Raw genomic sequence first — 16417 nt, forward strand, 5'->3', positions numbered from 1 at the left:
ATGGAGACATGCGCATTGCGGATTCCGTCGTCGACCTCATCGGAAACACACCCCTCGTCAAACTCAACTCGGTGGTGAAACCGGGTTCGGGCCTCGTGGCCGCGAAGGTCGAGTACCTCAACCCCGGTGGCAGCTCCAAGGACCGCATCGCGGTGAAGATGATCGACGCCGCCGAGGCGTCGGGCGAGCTGAAACCCGGTGGGACCATCGTCGAGCCCACGTCCGGCAATACCGGCATCGGCCTGGCCCTCGTCGCCCAGCAGCGCGGCTACAAGTGCGTGTTCGTGTGCCCCGACAAGGTCAGCGAGGACAAGCGCAACGTGCTGCGGGCCTACGGTGCCGAGGTCGTCGTGTGCCCGACCGCTGTTCCGCCGGAGCACCCCGACAGCTACTACACCGTCTCCGACCGCCTCGCCCGCGAACTGCCGGGTGGCTGGAAGCCCAACCAGTACTCCAACCCGGGCGGTCCGGCCAGCCACTACGAGAGCACCGGTCCGGAGATCTGGAAGGACACCGACGGCAAGATCACGCACTTCGTCGCCGGGGTCGGTACCGGTGGCACCATCTCGGGCACCGGCCGGTACCTCAAGGAGGTCTCCGGAGGAGCGGTCAAGGTCATCGGCGTCGACCCCGAAGGCTCGGTCTACTCCGGCGGCACGGGCCGCCCCTATCTCGTCGAAGGTGTCGGCGAGGACTTCTGGCCCTCCGCCTACGATCCCTCCGTCCCCGACGAGATCATCGCCGTCTCCGACGCCGATTCCTTCGAGATGACGCGGCGCCTCGCTCGCGAGGAGGGCCTGCTCGTCGGCGGTTCGTGCGGCATGGCGGTCGTCGCTGCCCTGCAGGTCGCCGAACGTGAAGGCCCCGACGCCGTCGTGGTCGTCCTGCTCCCCGATGGTGGCCGCGGCTACATGTCGAAGATTTTCAACGACAAGTGGATGGCCAGCTACGGCTTCCTCCGCGCGCCGCTCGACGGCAAGCCCGACGACTCGACCGTCGGCGACGTGCTGCGTGGCAAGAGCGGCGATCTGCCCGATCTCGTACACACCCACCCCTCGGAGACGGTGCGCGACGCCATCGAGATCCTCCGCGAGTACGGCGTGTCGCAGATGCCGGTCGTGGGTGCGGAGCCGCCCGTCACCGCAGGTGAGGTCGCCGGCTCGGTCAGCGAACGCGAACTGCTCAGCGCGGTCTTCGAGGGTCGCGCGAACCTCGCCGATCCGGTCGAGAAGCACATGAGCCCCCCGCTGCCGAACATCGGCGTGGGCGAGTCCATCGACGCCGCCACCAAGGCGTTCGGCGACACCGACGCGCTCATGGTGATCGACGACGGCAAGCCCGTCGGAGTGATCACCCGCCACGACCTGCTCGGATTCATCTCCCAAGGCCGATAGGACACATATTTCATGACCGATCAGAACCAGCACGGTTTCGCGACCCGCGCCATCCATGCCGGGTACGAGCCCGACCCCCAGACCGGTGCCGTCAACGTGCCGATCTACGCGTCGTCGACCTTCGCCCAGGACGGCGTCGGCGAGATGCGCAGCGGCTTCGAGTACGCCCGCACCGGCAACCCCACCCGTCGTCCCCTCGAGGCGAACCTCGCCGCGCTCGAGAACGGCACCTACGGCCGGGCGTTCGGCTCGGGCATGGCCGCCACCGACTGCCTGCTCCGTTCGGTGCTGCGTCCGGGCGACCACCTCGTCATCCCCAACGACGCCTACGGCGGCACCTTCCGCCTCATCGACAAGGTGTTCACGCAGTGGGGGATCGAGTACACCCCGGCCGCGATCAACGACGCCGACGAGGTGCGCGCGGCGGTGCGCCCGAACACCAAGCTCGTGTGGGTGGAGACGCCCACCAACCCGCTGCTCAACATCGGCGACATCTCGGCACTCGCCGACATCGCGCACGAGGGTGGTGCCAAGATCGTCGTCGACAACACCTTCGCGTCGCCGTACCTGCAGCAGCCGCTCACCTTCGGCGCTGACGTCGTGCTGCACTCGACCACCAAGTACATCGGTGGTCACTCCGACGTCGTCGGTGGCGCGCTGGTGACGAACGACGAGGAGCTCGACGCCGCCTTCGCGTTCCTGCAGAACGGTGCGGGTGCCGTGCCGGGCCCGTTCGACGCCTTCCTCACGCTGCGCGGCATCAAGACGCTCGCGGTGCGGATGGAGAAGCACTCCGACAACGCCGAGAAGCTCGTCGACTTCCTGTCGGGCCACTCGGCCGTGAGCAAGGTGCTGTACCCGGGTCTCGAATCGCATCCGGGCCACGAGTACGCGGCCAAGCAGATGCGCCGTTTCGGCGGCATGATCTCCGTGCGCCTCGCCGGTGGCCGCCAGGCCGCGCTGGACTTCTGCAAGCGCACCGAGATCTTCACCCTCGCCGAGTCGCTCGGTGGCGTGGAGTCGCTCATCGAGCATCCGGGTGCGATGACCCACGCCTCCACCGCCGGGTCGCTGCTCGAGGTCCCGGAGGATCTCGTCCGGCTGTCGGTGGGCATCGAGGATGCCGCCGACCTGCTCGCCGACGTCGAACAGGCGCTCGGCTGACACACCGGCCGTAGAAGACACGAGAAGAAGGCGTCCCGAGGGACGCCTTCTTCTCGTGTCGATCGGAAGAACAGCGACGCGTCGCCCGCCGTTTCGGAAGAGTCGGAGCCATGACCGTCGCCGACGCCGGCCGGCTGGGCCCGCGCCCGATCGGAGGTCGCCTGCGATGCATGACGCGTGACGGCGACGTGCGGAAGGAACCGCATAGCCCCCGGAAGCACTACCGGGCGCCGTACGATCACGTGGTGACGGACAGCGAACATCCCGAATCCGCCCTGTGGGACACCGTGCTCGACACGGTACGGAGCCACGGACCCATGACGATCGACGAGGTGGCCGATCACCTCGAGGAACACGGATTCGGCTCCGCCGAGCAGGTGATGATCGATCTCGAACAGTCGGAACCGCATCCGCTGCTGCTGTGGTTGTCCGACGACCGGGTCGCGGCGACGGATGCGCTGTTCGAGGGGAGGACGCTCACACACCGCCTCACCGCGGACGAACTCGACCGGCACGCGATCCCGGTCGCCGACATCGAACCGCTCCTGCTGCTCGTCTCCGAGGAGGACGAGTTCGATCTCGTGCAACCGGGTGGATCCGAAGCTGCTGCCACGCAGAACGATCCGGATTCGGGTGGGGTCGTCGGTCGGGAGACGATCGTCTTTCCCGGAGGGGCCCTGTCGGGTCGCGAACCCGGCGATCTGCTCGCGCTCACCGTGCGGGACGGTCGCCTGTCGTTCGCTCCGGCCGACGACGAAGTCCGAAGCAGCGAGGCCGAATTCGTGCACGCGCTCGAACAGGCCATCGCCCGGGACCAGGTGGCGAGCCTCGACGGTGCCTTCCTCGACGTGCTCGCCGATGCACCGGACGCGTTCTCTGCGCCGTCCCTGCCACTCGGGGAACTGCTCGCCGGAGCCGGACTGGACCGCAGCGGAGACCTGGTGGCACCGAAGGGATTCGACTTCGACGGATACTCCGACCGGGCGATGTTCGAGATCTATGCCGAACAGCTCGGCATCCCCGTCGACGCCGTGCCCGGTGTGGCCCTGTTCGCGTCACTGGTCGAAGCCCTCGAACGTGGCGACGACGCCGAACTCGACGAGCGTTTCGCCGTGGGGAAGTCCGGTCTGTACTCGGTGCTGTCCGATCCCGAGATCGCCGAGACCGTCTACGACGAACTGGTGGGGGAGAAGCTCGCGCCCGAGGCGATCGAGCAGGCCGCGCTGTGGCTGCTCGACCATGCGCCGCGACGCGCGGCGGGGGCGGCGCACTGGATCGCCGGTCGCGCGGCCGAATCGACCGGACGCATCACCGAAGCCGAACGGCACTACGAGCGTTCGGCCGACCTCGACTCCGCCTTCGACCTGCCGTTGTTCGACCTCGCGCGCTTCGCCTCCGATCGCGGGGACGCGATCCGGGGGCTGTCCCTGCTCGCGCGGGTGCCGGGTGGCGACGAACATCCCCTCCACGAACTGCTCGAACGGTACCGGCCGAAGGAGGTTCCGGGGCTCGGCCGCAACGACCGCTGCTGGTGCGGGTCGGGCCGCAAGTACAAGGCGTGCCATCTCGGGCGCGCCAAGCACTCGCTCGAGGAGCGGTCCGACTGGCTGTACATGAAGGCGGCCATGCACGCCCTGGAACCCGGATGGGCGGAACAGCGGGTCGCGCTGGCGGAGGCCCGCTCCGGTTACGGGGACGACGATGCGGTGGCCGAGGCCGTCGCCGATCCGCTCGTCGAGGACGTCCTGCTCTTCGATGCCGGCGCGTTCGCGGATTTCGTCGAGCGTCGCGGGGAGTTGCTGCCCGAGGACGAGGCGGAACTCGCCCGCTCGTGGCTGGCGGTCGAGCGTTCGGTCTTCGAGGTCGAGGCGAGTGCGCCGGAGGAATCGCTCACGCTGCGCGACGTCCGCAGCGACCGGGTGGTCGAGGTGTCCGCGCCCTGGCTCGCAGGTGAGGTGCCCGCCGGCACGTTGCTGTGCGCCCGCGTGATGCCGGTAGGTGAGGACCGATGGGTGATGCCCGGTGGCTGCGAACCGGTGACGGAGGACCAGCGGGACACGCTCGTTGCACTGCTGGGCGAGGACACGGTCGATCCGGTGGACATCATGGACGTCCTGACCCATCCCGATGCCGCGGATTTCTATCCGGAACCGTAACTCTGGTCACACAGGTAACACGAGTCCCACTGATCCCAAGACTAGAACGTGTTCCTGAATATATGTGATAAGAACATCCGGAAGCCGTACTGGTGATCGACCTCACAGTTACGGTGAGAGCGGTTGATGGATGGATGTGGGGGTAGCGGATGTCGGTGGACCCGTCTGCGGTCATCGTGGCAGTGGCTACGGCAGCAAGTGCGCTCGTTCAGGGCGTGGACCTACCAGCAGAGATCAAGGATCAGATCAACGGGGCGATCGAATCGTTCGAGGCGACTGCCGAGAACGCCGACACGGACGTGGCGAACTTCGTCGCGTCGTTGCCGGAACCGATGCAGCAGGGAGCCCAACAGGCGGTCGCGGATGCGACAACGGCGGTCGCGGGGGCGATCGAGCCGCATCTGCCCGAGGAGGCGGCCGCGGCACTGCACCCCGCCGATCCGGAAGCGGCTCCGCCCGCGCTGGCGCCCGAACCGCCGGCCGCCCGGCCCGGACCCTTCGGGATACCGGTCCAACCGCCGGCGACCGGCGCGGTCGGGAACCCGCAACCGGGTCCCACGATTCCCGGCACCGGGATCACACTGCCGTCGATCCCGGCGATCCTTCCCGGAACGCGACTCGCACCCATCGGTGCGATCGCCGTGTTCGCGCCGTGGCTGAAGAAGGCCGGCGAACTGTGCGACGGGATCTCCGCGCCGGTCCTCGCGGCCCTCTACTCCGCCGAGAACGGTTTCCGGTACGGCCCGACCGCACCGGTCTCGCCGGTCGGCGCCCGCGGTCCGGGGCAGTTCATGCCCGGCACCTGGGACCAGTACGGCAAGGACGCCGACGGTGACGGCAAGGCCGACGTTCTCGGTATCGCCGACCCGGTCATGGCGTCGGGCAACCTCCTGTGCGACAACTACAAGCTCATCGACGACTGGAAGAAACGCGGTCTGGTCGAAGGCGACACCCTCGATCTGACCCTCGCGGCCTACAACGCCGGTCTCGGCGCGGTGAAGCGCTCGGGTGGCATGCCGTCCGGTCATCCCGACTACGAGAACCAGACGAAGCCCTACGTCGCGAAGATCCGCGCGACCGAGCACGTCTTCGCCCGCATGCTCTCGCCGTTCCTCGGCCTGGGCATCGGAGGCGGGGCCGGCGACGTCGGCAATCGCATCGTCGACCTGGCCTTCAAGTACCTCGGCCTGCCGTACGTCTGGGGTGGCGGCAATATCAACGGGCCGTCCGGCGGCGGTTTCGACTGCTCCGGCCTGACGTCGTACGCGGTGTTCGCCGCGACAGGCATCACGCTGCCGCGCACGTCCGAGACACAGTGGCACATCGGCACCGAGGTGCCGCTGTACGCGGCGCGCCCCGGCGACCTGCTGTTCGGCAACTGGCAGGCCGGGGGACCGGGTCACGTCGCCATCTACATCGGCGGCGGGCAGATGGTGCACGCGCCCACCACCGGCGACGTCGTGCGGGTGGGGCCGGTCTTCCCCGACATGAAGGCGCGGCGCATCTTCTGATACCTGCCGTGAACACGCGAAAGGCCCGACCGGATTGGCGGTTTCAAGGGGTCGACGCAACACCGCTGTTAGTTGGTGGTGATTAGATCACGCAGACGCTCGGCTGGAGTATCCCAGCCGAGCGTTTTGCGTGGCCGGCCGTTGAGCTCCTGGGCGACGTGCTCGAGGTCCGCCGGGCTGTAGACACTCAGATCGGTGCCCTTGGGGAAATACTGCCGCAGCAGTCCGTTGGTGTTCTCGTTGGTGCCGCGCTGCCAGGGGCTGGCCGGGTCACAGAAGTAGACGGCCATATCGGCAGCGATACCGAACTGCTTGTGCCGGGCCATCTCGGCGCCTTGATCCCAGGTCAGCGAGCCACGAAGATGGGCGGGCAGGTCTTTCATCGCGGCGATGAGCGCGTCCCGCACGGATTCGGCGTCGTGCCCGTTCGGCAGGTGCAGCAGCATCGTGTAGCGGGTGGTGCGTTCGACGAGGGTGCCGATCGCGGTCTTGTTCAGCTCACCGGTGATCAAATCGCCTTCCCAGTGCCCGGGCACCGCACGGTCGGCGACCTCGGCGGGCCGGTCACTGATCATCACCATCGGATCGGTGAATCGCTGATACCGCTGACCGTCCGCGCGGTGCGGTTTACGTCTCGCCCGTCCGGTCCGAAGTGACTGTTGTACTTGCTTTTTGAGGCCGCCTCGGGCTTGGAAGTAGAGGGCTTGGTAGATCGTTTCGTGGCTCACCCGCATACTTTCGTCGTCGGGATGATCCCGGCGTAGACGGTGCGAGATCTGCTCCGGTGACAACTTCCGGGACAGGCCTTCCTCGACCGCTGCCCGCAGGACCGTGTTCACCACCAGTTTGGACTGCTTGGGCCGCGCCCGGGCCGTGGCGGCGGCTCGATCGGCCTGATACGGCAGGTAGCTGCCCTCGATGCTGTGCCGACGAATCTCCCGCGAGACGGTCGAGACGTTCTTGCCGATCCGAGCGGCGATGGTTCGCAGCGAATCCTCGACGAGCAGGCCGTCGGCGATCGCGATCCGGTCCTCGGTCGACAGATACCGGTCGCTGATCGCCGGCCGTCCGCTGCCCTCACAGGTCACACTGGTCACAGACTGTGTGTAGACGGTTCCGTGGTGGTAGTCCACCACCCGCCCATCGGGATGGATCCGCTTATTGTTCGAGCGCCGGATTCCCTGCCGCCAGTCCCGTGCGGTGCGTTCGTTGACCCCGACCTCACGGGCTGCTCGTCTGGCCGACCAGCCCGCTGCGATCAACTCCAGGCAACGACGCTTGGCTTCGAGTTTGCCCTTCGGTGAGATTTTCTCCCTGCCGACCAGTCCCTCGTCCACCAGGATCCGGCGGGCCACCGAGTGCGCGACCTTCGATGCCTTCGCCGCCCGATTGATCGACCCGGTCTCGTTGTAGACAGACACGATCAGCGCACGGTCGGCGGTGCCGGCCGGGCCACGGGATCTACCCGCCGGCCGGTCGATGGCCCTCAAGATCGCGTAGCACCGCTGCCGGGGCAGCCCGATCGCGGCCGCGGCCTCCTTGACCGGAATCCCGGCATCGATCAGTCGTGCCAGTTGGTTACCGAACCGGTCGCAGTCCTCCGTGAACGACATGATCGTCGCAACCTCTCGTTGAGAGTGTTGCGACGATCATGTGAACCCGCCATTCTCCGGTCGGGCCTTTCGGCTGCAGAGGCGATCAGCCGCGGTAGGGTTCCGCGCTCACCAGGGTCACCTTCATGGTGTTGCCGTTGGGCAGCGTGTACTCGCGGGTCTCGCCGACCTTCGCGTCGATCAGGGCGCCACCGAGGGGCGAGCTGGGGGAGTAGGTCTCGAGCTCGCTGTTGCGGGCGCCTTCCTCGCGGGTCGCGATCAAGAACGTCTCCGTGTCGGTCTCGTCGCCGGCGTAGTAGACGGTGACGACGGAACCGGGGAGGGCGACACCCGACTCGGTCGGAGCGACGCCGACCTTGGCGGTGCCCAGCAGCTCCTGGAGCTGACGGATACGGGCTTCCTGCTGGCCCTGTTCCTCACGGGCTGCGTGGTAGCCACCGTTCTCCTTGAGGTCGCCTTCCTCGCGACGCTCGTTGATCTCGGCGGCGATGACAGGACGATTCGCGATGAGCTGGTCCAGCTCGGCCTTGAGCCGGTCGTACGACTCCTGCGTCAGCCAGGTCACCTGGGTCTCGGTCATCCTCGATCACTTCCTTCGGGTTGGAGCCCCCGGCTCCGTGGACAAGTCGTGCACATGCAACGACCGCGACAGCACGACCCCCGTCGTCCCCCCCTTGTTGTCAGGCTGAACGGAAGTCGTACTGTCTGTTGATGCTCTTATGCAGCAATACACGGCCCCAAAGGGTGGAACCGTGTATCCGGCTATTTTAGCATCACTCCCGTCGCTGCTCCGGGAAAGCGCAGGAAGACGCTGGTCGCGGCAGGTTCCTAGGGTGCGCGGAGGTACTCGGGGGCCTCGGTGGCGCAGCCGTAGGTGTCGCCCATTCCGGGGCGTTGTGACGTCTTGACCGTGGAGGTCAGCACGACCGTCTGCGAATCGGATGCCGGGATGAGCACCTCGCGCCGTCCGGTCTCGCTGCCGTCCTTCGACCGGGCCCGGATGATGCAGACGGCGTCCTCGGACGGATCGTCGCGCGTGACCTTGAGCTGGATGTCGATGGTGCTGTCGTCGATGATCTCGAAGGCGACGACCTCCGACTCGATCGGAGCCGAGTTGTTCTGGAACAGAACGAACGCCACGACGAGCCCCGCGAGCAGACCGGCGATGGTGAAACCCCAGCGCTTGCCGCGTGTCGACACGCGGGGTCCGGGGTACCGGGAGGAGGGGTACCGGTCGGTGGGCACGGTGTTGCTCATCACTTTGCTTTCACAGCGGAACGATGGATCGGGCGTCGCCGCAGGGTCACGGCTGACGTCGGAATTATCAGGTGGAACTATAGAGGACGGATCCGAAGCGACCGCGACGCGGGCGCAGGGTCGGTTCCGGCGAAGCAGACGACGTGAGGTGGAGGAATACACGTGAGCGGACTACGGCTCATGGCCGTGCACGCCCATCCCGACGACGAGTCGAGCAAGGGCGCGGCCACGATGGCCCGGTACTCGGCCGAGGGGCACGAGGTCCTGGTGGTCACGCTCACGGGCGGAGAGCGCGGCGACATCCTGAATCCCGCCATGGACGTGCCCGGCATCCGTGAGCGCATGAGCGAGGTGCGCCAGGAGGAGATGGCCGAGGCGGCCCGCATCCTCGGGGTGCGGCAGCAGTGGCTCGGCTTCGTCGACTCCGGACTGCCCGAGGGCGACCCGAAGCCTCCGCTGCCGGAGGGCTGCTTCGCGGCGATCCCGCTCGACGAACCGGTCCGCCGGCTCGTGCAGTCGGTGCGCGAGTTCCGCCCCCACGTCATGACCACCTACGACGAGAACGGCGGCTACCCGCACCCCGACCACATCCGGTGCCACGAGGTGTCGGTCGCGGCCTACGAAGCGGCCGCGGATCCGGATTTCCACCCCGAGCTGGGCGAGCCCTGGGCGGTGAGCAAGCTCTACTACTCGCACGGGTTCATCCGTAAGCGGCTCGAGCTGTTCCGCGAGGAGTACGAGCGTCGCGGGGAGCCGTTCCCGATGGAGCAGTGGCTCAACAAGTGGCGCACCGAGCAGGGCGACATCATGGGGCGCGTGACCACCCAGATCACCTGTGGCGACTACTTCCCGAAGCGCGACGACGCGCTGCGGGCCCACGCCACCCAGATCGACCCCAACGGATCGTTCTTCGCGGTGCCGTTGGACATCCAGCAGAAGGTGTGGCCGACCGAGGAGTTCGAGTTGGCCAAGACCCGCGTGAGCACGGAGCTTCCCGAGACGGATCTGTTCGCGGGCATCGAGGACGGACAGGGCAAATGACGATAGGCACGCTCGCGGTCGATGTTCTGGCCGTCGAGATTCTGGCCCAGGAGCCGACCGGCCCCGAGTTCGGCAAGGCGTCCCCGCTCGGACTGGCCATCGTGGTGGTCCTGCTGGTCGCGACCGCTCTGCTGATCTGGAACATGAACAAGCGGCTGAAGAAGCTGCCCGAGAACTTCCAGCCGGAGCATCCCGAACCCGACCAGGCCGTGGACGACGGCACGCTGCCGGGTGCGATCCCGGGTGGGGCCGAGGAGGAGAGGGCCGGCGGCACGAAGGCCACCGGTCCGGAACGTCCGGAAACCACCAAGGGAAGCTGACGACCGGCCGTCACCGAGGGTGCTCCTTCCGTAGCGTGGGGGCATGGCGAACCGACTGGCCGACGCCCTGAGCCCTTATCTGCGGCAGCACGCCGACAATCCGGTCCACTGGCAGGAATGGGGCGACGACGCGCTCGCCGAGGCGCGCGAGCGCGACGTGCCGATCCTGCTGTCGATCGGGTACGCGGCCTGCCACTGGTGTCACGTCATGGCACACGAGTCGTTCGAGGACGAGGCCACGGCTGCCGTCATGAACGAGAACTTCGTGTGCATCAAGGTCGACCGCGAGGAACGGCCGGACATCGACGCGGTCTACATGAACGCGACCGTCGCCATGGCCGGTCAGGGCGGCTGGCCGATGACCTGCTTCCTCACCCCGGACGGTTCCCCTTTCTACTGCGGCACGTACTACCCGAACACGCCGCGCGGCGGCATGCCGTCCTTCGTCCAGCTGCTCGAGGCCATCACCGAGACCTGGCACAACCGTCGCGACGAGGTCTCGCAGGCCGCCGACGCCGTGGCCACCGAACTCCGTCGCAGCAGCGGGGGACTGCCCGTGGGGGAGGCCGCTGTCGAGGCCGCCCTGCTCGACGCGGCGGCCGCGGCGATCGCCACCGACGAGGACCGCGAACACGGCGGCTTCGGGGGCGCACCCAAGTTCCCGCCGTCCAACCTGCTCGAGGGGCTGCTGCGCGGATACGAGCGCACGCGTTCCGCCGAGACGCTCGGTCTCGTCGAGCGCACGACCGACGCGATGGCGCGAGGTGGGATCTACGACCAGCTCGGTGGCGGTTTCGCCCGCTACAGCGTCGACGTCGCCTGGACGGTGCCGCACTTCGAGAAGATGCTCTACGACAACGCGCTGCTCCTGCGGCTGTACGCGCACCTCGCGCGGGTGACCGGCGCGGAACTGCCGACGCGGGTCACCCGGGAGACCGCCGAGTTCCTGCTACGCGACCTGCTCACCACGGACGGCGGATTCGCCTCGGCGCTCGACGCCGACACAGACGGGGTCGAGGGCCTGACCTACGTGTGGACTCCCGACCAGCTCGTCGAGGTGCTCGGCGCGGAGGACGGCCGGTGGGCCGCGGAGGCCTTCACCGTCACTCCCGGCGGCACCTTCGAGCACGGCACCTCGGTGTTGCAGCTGCTCGACGAGCCCGACGATCCGACCCGTCTCGCCGACGTGCGGGCCCGCCTGTTCGCGGCCCGGCAGGATCGCGCGCAACCCGGGCGCGACGACAAGGTCGTCACCGCCTGGAACGGTTTCGCCATCACCGCACTGGCCGAGGCCGGCGTCGCACTGGGCGAACCCGCCTGGATCGACGCTGCGGCGAGGTGCGCGCGGTTCCTGCTCGACCGGCACCTCGTCGACGGACGACTGCGCCGCGCGTCGCTCGGAGGTGTCGTCGGATCTCCCTCGGGCGTGCTCGAGGACTACGGAGCGCTCGTCACCGCACTGCTCGCCGTCCATCAGGGGACCGGGGACAGGAGCTGGGTCGAGCGCGCGCGAGAACTCGCCGACGTCGCGCTCACGCAGTTCGCGGATCCGGATCGTCCAGGGAGCTGGTTCGACACCGCGCACGACGCCGAATCGCTGGTCGCCCGGCCGCGCGATCCGGTCGACGGGGCGACGCCGTCGGGGGCCTCGCTGATCGCCGAGGCGCTGCTCGGTCTGTCCGCGCTCGTGCACGACGACCCCCGCTACGCCGACGCCGCCGCGCTGTCGCTGTCGGCGGCGTCGATCCTGCTCGAGAAGGCGCCGCGTGCCGGAGGGCACTGGCTGACCGTGGCCGAGGCGTCGGTGCGCGGTCCGCTGCAGGTCGCCGTCGTGGGTGGGGGCGAACTCTTGGACCTCGCGCGCCGGATCGCGCCCGGGGGAGCGGTCGTCGTGGGTGGCGAACCGGACTCGTCGCCGCTGCTCGACGGTCGGCCGCTCGTCGACGGAGCGTCCGCGGCCTATGTGTGCAGGGGTTTCGTGTGCGATCGGCCGGTGACGACGGCGACGGAACTGCGCGAGGTCCTCGCCGCGGTCTGACCTGTCACGGCCATGCGGAGACGGTGCGCGAGCCGAGGAAATCGCCCACGCTCGTCACCGGCGCTTCGAACATTCCGGCGATCGCATCGACGAGGAACAGGGCGAAACCCGTCCAGTCGGGTTCCACCCGTTCCCGTTCGAGCCGTGCTTCGTAGTCGGCGCACGCGTCCACGACGAGTTTCCCCAGCAGCCACGACCGACCGGTGATCACACCGTCGGGGATGTCGGCGACGCACGCCCTGGCCCGTTCGATCAGAGCGTCCAGATGGGGATCCTCGACGACGCTGCGGCCCACGATGTCGACCATCGAGGGGACCGTCCGGAGCTGTCGGAGGAACCGGGCGCGCCAACTGGGGACGGGCATCGATGCGAGCTGATCGGTGAACGGGACGACGAGGCAGCTCAGGTAGTCGCGCAGTCCCGGTTCGGGGCCGAGCAGGCCGACGAGTTCGGCTCGTCGTCGGCGGGTGTCCTCGGCGTAGCGGGTGACCATCGCGCGGACGAGTTCGTCCCTGCTCCCGAAGTGGTAGTTGACGGCCGAGTGGTTCGCGTTGCCCGCGTGCTCGGCGATGCGCCGGTTCGAGACCCCGTCGACGCCGTAGGTCGCGAACAGTTCCTCCGCGGAGTCGAGTAGTGCTCGCCGTGCCTGGTCGCCGTAGGTGCTCACGCTGGAACCCGCTGCTCTCTCGTTCTGCCGTACGGCTCATCGGTGGGTGGGACGAACGTCACCAGTGTCTCAGGTTGTCCATTTTAAGACACGCGGCGTAGCTTTTTAAGTCAGTCAGCGTATTTCCGAGTTGCCGGTACCGGCCGGGAAGCGTTCAGTCCATGACCGGATATCGAGGAGTTCGTCAGTGACCGACACCGCTACGACCGAGAAGAACGATCCACCGGGAGGTGACGGCCCGACCGAGGCCGAGCTCGCCCGCGCCCGCAAGGAACAGATCGGGCGTTACGTCGCGATCTTCGTGATGCCGCTGTTGATGGTCGGCATGATGATCACCGGCTATCTGTACGCGATGCACGCACCGGCCCCGCACGACATGCCGATCGCCGTCGCCGGATCGTCGCAGCAGCAGGCCTACGACTTCGCCCGCGCACTCGAGGGCGCCGATCCGGAGGCGGTCGACGTCCGCGTCGTCGGGACCGACGACCGGGCACGCGACCTCGTGCTCTCCCGGGAGGTCGCGGGCGCCGTCTCGCTGTCCGACGCGGGCACCGCCACCGTGTACACCGCCGGCGCCGCCGGGGCCTCGCAGTCGAACATGGTCACCGGTCTGGTGGCCCCGCCGATCATCGGATCGGGTCTCGACCTCACGGCCGAGGACCTGGCTCCGCTACCGGACCACGACATGGCCGGTCTGGGCGTGATGTTCATGGCGCAGGCATTGATGCTCGCGGGCTACATGCCGCTGAGCATCATGCTGTCCAACTCGCCCGAGCTGCTGCGCTTCCGTCGCATCGTACCCCTGCTCGCAGGCTGGTCGGTGCTGATCGGCACGCTCGTGTGGCTCGTCGCCGGACCGATCCTCGGCGCGGTCGAGGGCCCCACCGCGACGCTGCTGGGAATCAGTTGGCTGTCCATCTTCGCCGTGGGCTCGGTGCAGTTGTTCCTCACCCGGATCCTCGGACCGATGGCGGTCCTGGTGGGCATGCTCTTCGTGATTGTCCTCGGCGTCCCCGCGTCGAATCTGGGTATGTCGGTGTACGCACTGCCGTCGATCTACCCGTGGTTGCACGGCTTCCTGCCCACCGCGGCCGCCGGTGAGTCGCTGCGGTCGGTCGTCTACTTCGGCGGCGACGGGGTCGGCGGGCACCTCCTGGTGCTGGTGATCGGTGCGGTGCTTGCGCTCGCCGCGACCCTCGGGGTCGATGCCCTGAAGCGTCGCCGCAACCCCGACGCCGGTGATCCCGAGATCACGATGCCGTCGCTCACGCCCGGACCGCGTCCGGAGAGCAACCGCGTCCGGTACCTGACCCTCGCGTTCTTCCCGTTCGCGATGGTCGTGCTGATGCTGTCGATCATGCTCGGCGCGATGTACCAGCCGACGCCGCGCGACATGCCCGTCACCGTCGTCGCCGCGAGCACCGAACAGGCCGAACAGACGGTCGCCGGGCTCGAGCAGAACATGTCCGGCCTGTTCGACCTGCGGACCTCGGATTCGATCGAGGCAGCGCGCGCCGACGTCCGGGATCGCGAGATCGTCGCGGCGTTCGTCCTGCCGTCCGCGGCGTCCCCGACCGCGACCCTCATCACCAACGAGGCTGCGGGCATGAGCCAGCAGCAGGTCGTGCAGCGGGTCTTCGAGCAGGTCGCGGGCGGCATGCAGCTGCCGCTCACCGTCGAGAACATGACGCCGCTGCCGGGCTCCGACACGATGGGCACGGTGACGCTCTACGTCGCGATGGGCTGGATCATGTCCGGCTTCATGGTGGTCGTCGTGGCCGGCGGCGCGCAGCCCGCCGCGATGGTCCTGCGCCGCTTCCTGCCGATCTCCGCGGGGTGGGCGCTGTTCATGCCGGCCGTCCTGTGGGTGATCGCCGACCCGATCACCGGAGCCGTCGACGGGCACTTCCTGCCCCTGTGGGGCGTGGGGATCGTGGCGACGTTCACGACCTCGATGTTCACGCTGGCGCTGCACCGTCTGTTCGGGCTGCTCGCCGTCATCCCCGCCGTCGGCATCCTGATGTTCCTCGGTGTGCCCGCCTCGAACGGGGCGATGTCGATGTACATGGCGCCGGAGGCCTTCCGGTTCCTGCACGGTGTGCTGCCGATGCCGGCGGCCGTGGAATCGGTGCGCTCGATCCTCTACTTCGGGGGCGACACCGTCGGTCCGCACCTGGTCACGTTCGCGATCTGGGGCGCTGTCTCGTTGCTCTTCGTGATCGCCTTCGACCGGATCCGCGCCGGTCGGCGGACCGAGGCGGATCCGGTGGTGGAGCGCTCGCCGGAGAGGGTCTAGCTGCTCACGGGAGCTGCGACCGCGAGGTTCGGCGACTCGATGCCGTTCTGATCGAATGCCTCGAGCACCGAGCGGGTGAGGCTGCGGCGGATCGCCCACTGCTTGCCGGCGCGCACGCGCACGGTCAGCCGCAGCGTCACCGCACCCGCCGTCACGGAGTTGACCCCGAGCAGTTCGGGCTTCTCCAGGACGTCGGGTGCGATGTCCTCGCGTTCGACGCCGTCGAGCACGGCCCGCAGGGCGATCTGGCAGGCGCGGTCGACGTTGGAGGTCGGCGCGATCGGCACGTCGATCACGGAGACGGCGTGGCCCTGGCTCATGTTGCCGACGCGCAGGATCTCGCCGTTGCGGCAGAACCACAGGGTGCCGTCGATGTCGCGGACGGTCGTCACGCGCAGGCCGACCGACTCGACGGTGCCCACCGCGTCGCCGAGGTCCACCACGTCGCCCACGCCGTACTGGTCCTCGAGCAGCATGAACATGCCCGAGATGAAGTCCCGGACGAGGTTCTGCGCACCGAAACCGAGCGCGACACCGGCGATACCGGCCGAGGCGATGAACGGCGCGACGTTGAAGCCGAGGGTGTCGAGCGTCTGCAGCACCACCCAGACGAGCACGACGACCGACACACCGGACTTGAACACCGAGCCGATCGTCTGGGCACGCTGGATCCGGCGTTCGCGCGCGTAGGGATCACCGATGGCGCGTTCGGCGCGTTCCTGCAGCGGCGCGAGGAACGATCGGCGGGGCTTGCCGGATCTCTCGCGCGGCTTCGTCATGCGGTCGATCAGCCGGTGGAGGACGAAGCGGAGCGCGATCGCGACGACGATGTAACTCACGATCGCCAGCGGCCGGTGGATCAGCCAGTCCCGGTTGGTCTCGGTCAGTTCGAAGGCGAGCAACGGAATAGACATCCCTCGCGAGTCTACAAACGGGTGCCGGTTGCTTCAGGTGGTGTGA

At 68.1% G+C, this 16417-nt stretch carries 13 protein-coding genes; 8 read left to right on the forward strand and 5 right to left on the reverse strand.

Annotated elements, in window-relative coordinates; genetic code table 11:
* Nucleotides 1-8 precede the first annotated feature (8 nt).
* The 4 genes from AC0LPE_RS05615 to AC0LPE_RS05630 all read left to right on the forward strand — a co-directional run bounded on the left by AC0LPE_RS05615 (nt 9) and on the right by AC0LPE_RS05630 (nt 6225).
* Entirely contained in the window at nt 9-1394 is a 1386-nt protein-coding gene (locus AC0LPE_RS05615) for a cystathionine beta-synthase (protein WP_241385369.1), read from the forward strand.
* Between the two features lie 12 nt (nt 1395-1406).
* The gene (locus AC0LPE_RS05620; RefSeq protein ID WP_016691268.1) at nt 1407-2558 is read left to right on the forward strand and encodes a cystathionine gamma-synthase; all 1152 of its coding nucleotides are present in this window, start codon (nt 1407-1409) and stop codon (nt 2556-2558) included.
* 245 nt (nt 2559-2803) lie between these two features.
* On the forward strand, nt 2804-4714 hold the full coding sequence (locus AC0LPE_RS05625) for an SEC-C domain-containing protein (protein ID WP_261380022.1): 1911 nt from the start codon (nt 2804-2806) through the stop codon (nt 4712-4714).
* Between the two features lie 149 nt (nt 4715-4863).
* On the forward strand, nt 4864-6225 hold the full coding sequence (locus AC0LPE_RS05630; protein WP_490605764.1) for a C40 family peptidase: 1362 nt from the start codon (nt 4864-4866) through the stop codon (nt 6223-6225).
* Nucleotides 6226-6293: 68 nt separating this feature from the next.
* Here the strand turns inward: AC0LPE_RS05630 and AC0LPE_RS05635 are convergent, their stop codons facing one another.
* The 3 genes from AC0LPE_RS05635 to AC0LPE_RS05645 form a co-directional block, all read right to left on the reverse strand.
* On the reverse strand, nt 6294-7484 hold the full coding sequence (locus AC0LPE_RS05635) for an IS30 family transposase (protein ID WP_248690839.1): 1191 nt from the start codon (nt 7482-7484) through the stop codon (nt 6294-6296).
* A gap of 439 nt (nt 7485-7923) precedes the next feature.
* Nucleotides 7924-8418 carry a transcription elongation factor GreA gene (greA, locus tag AC0LPE_RS05640; protein ID WP_006553878.1) on the reverse strand — a complete coding sequence of 165 codons (495 nt, stop codon included), beginning with the start codon at nt 8416-8418 and terminating at the stop codon, nt 7924-7926.
* Nucleotides 8419-8666: 248 nt separating this feature from the next.
* A complete protein-coding gene (locus AC0LPE_RS05645; protein ID WP_016691271.1) occupies nt 8667-9095 on the reverse strand; it encodes a DUF4307 domain-containing protein in 429 nt (142 codons plus the stop codon).
* Between the two features lie 180 nt (nt 9096-9275).
* On the opposite strand from AC0LPE_RS05645, the gene mca reads away from it, so the two are divergent.
* Genes mca through AC0LPE_RS05660 form a run of 3 tightly spaced genes read left to right on the forward strand, consistent with a single transcriptional unit; the run spans nt 9276 to nt 12494 of the window.
* A complete protein-coding gene (gene mca, locus AC0LPE_RS05650; RefSeq protein ID WP_016691272.1) occupies nt 9276-10136 on the forward strand; it encodes a mycothiol conjugate amidase Mca in 861 nt (286 codons plus the stop codon).
* Nucleotides 10133-10456, forward strand: a complete 324-nt coding sequence (locus AC0LPE_RS05655) for a hypothetical protein (protein WP_016691273.1) — start codon at nt 10133-10135, stop codon at nt 10454-10456. The genes mca and AC0LPE_RS05655 overlap by 4 nt, the downstream gene beginning before the upstream one ends.
* A 43-nt stretch (nt 10457-10499) precedes the next feature.
* On the forward strand, nt 10500-12494 hold the full coding sequence (locus AC0LPE_RS05660; protein WP_490605765.1) for a thioredoxin domain-containing protein: 1995 nt from the start codon (nt 10500-10502) through the stop codon (nt 12492-12494).
* Nucleotides 12495-12498: 4 nt separating this feature from the next.
* Here the strand turns inward: AC0LPE_RS05660 and AC0LPE_RS05665 are convergent, their stop codons facing one another.
* Nucleotides 12499-13161, reverse strand: coding sequence for a TetR/AcrR family transcriptional regulator (locus tag AC0LPE_RS05665; RefSeq protein WP_088896592.1), 663 nt, complete (start codon nt 13159-13161; stop codon nt 12499-12501).
* A 187-nt stretch (nt 13162-13348) separates the two neighbouring features.
* Here AC0LPE_RS05665 and AC0LPE_RS05670 point away from each other — a divergent pair, with 187 nt between their 5' ends.
* Complete coding sequence (locus AC0LPE_RS05670; protein ID WP_490605766.1) at nt 13349-15457, forward strand: ABC transporter permease; 2109 nt, start codon at nt 13349-13351, stop codon at nt 15455-15457.
* On the opposite strand, the gene AC0LPE_RS05675 is transcribed toward AC0LPE_RS05670, so the two are convergent.
* Entirely contained in the window at nt 15454-16371 is a 918-nt protein-coding gene (locus AC0LPE_RS05675) for a mechanosensitive ion channel family protein (protein WP_026060961.1), read from the reverse strand. The two genes, AC0LPE_RS05670 and AC0LPE_RS05675, sit on opposite strands and share 4 nt — an antisense overlap.
* Nucleotides 16372-16417 lie beyond the last annotated feature (46 nt).

It is taken from the genome of Rhodococcus sp. S3 (assembly GCF_058211795.1).

What these genes read in the sequence shown, in the direction of transcription:
- AC0LPE_RS05660 (WP_490605765.1), top strand. Translation starts at nt 10,500, where the DNA reads ATGGCGAACCGACTGGCCGACGCCCTGAGCCCTTATCTGCGGCAGCAC.
- AC0LPE_RS05615 (WP_241385369.1), top strand. Translation starts at nt 9, where the DNA reads ATGCGCATTGCGGATTCCGTCGTCGACCTCATCGGAAACACACCCCTC.
- AC0LPE_RS05645 (WP_016691271.1), bottom strand. Translation starts at nt 9,095, where the DNA reads ATGAGCAACACCGTGCCCACCGACCGGTACCCCTCCTCCCGGTACCCC.
- AC0LPE_RS05655 (WP_016691273.1), top strand. Translation starts at nt 10,133, where the DNA reads ATGACGATAGGCACGCTCGCGGTCGATGTTCTGGCCGTCGAGATTCTG.
- greA (WP_006553878.1), bottom strand. Translation starts at nt 8,418, where the DNA reads ATGACCGAGACCCAGGTGACCTGGCTGACGCAGGAGTCGTACGACCGG.
- AC0LPE_RS05620 (WP_016691268.1), top strand. Translation starts at nt 1,407, where the DNA reads ATGACCGATCAGAACCAGCACGGTTTCGCGACCCGCGCCATCCATGCC.
- AC0LPE_RS05630 (WP_490605764.1), top strand. Translation starts at nt 4,864, where the DNA reads ATGTCGGTGGACCCGTCTGCGGTCATCGTGGCAGTGGCTACGGCAGCA.
- mca (WP_016691272.1), top strand. Translation starts at nt 9,276, where the DNA reads ATGGCCGTGCACGCCCATCCCGACGACGAGTCGAGCAAGGGCGCGGCC.
- AC0LPE_RS05675 (WP_026060961.1), bottom strand. Translation starts at nt 16,371, where the DNA reads ATGTCTATTCCGTTGCTCGCCTTCGAACTGACCGAGACCAACCGGGAC.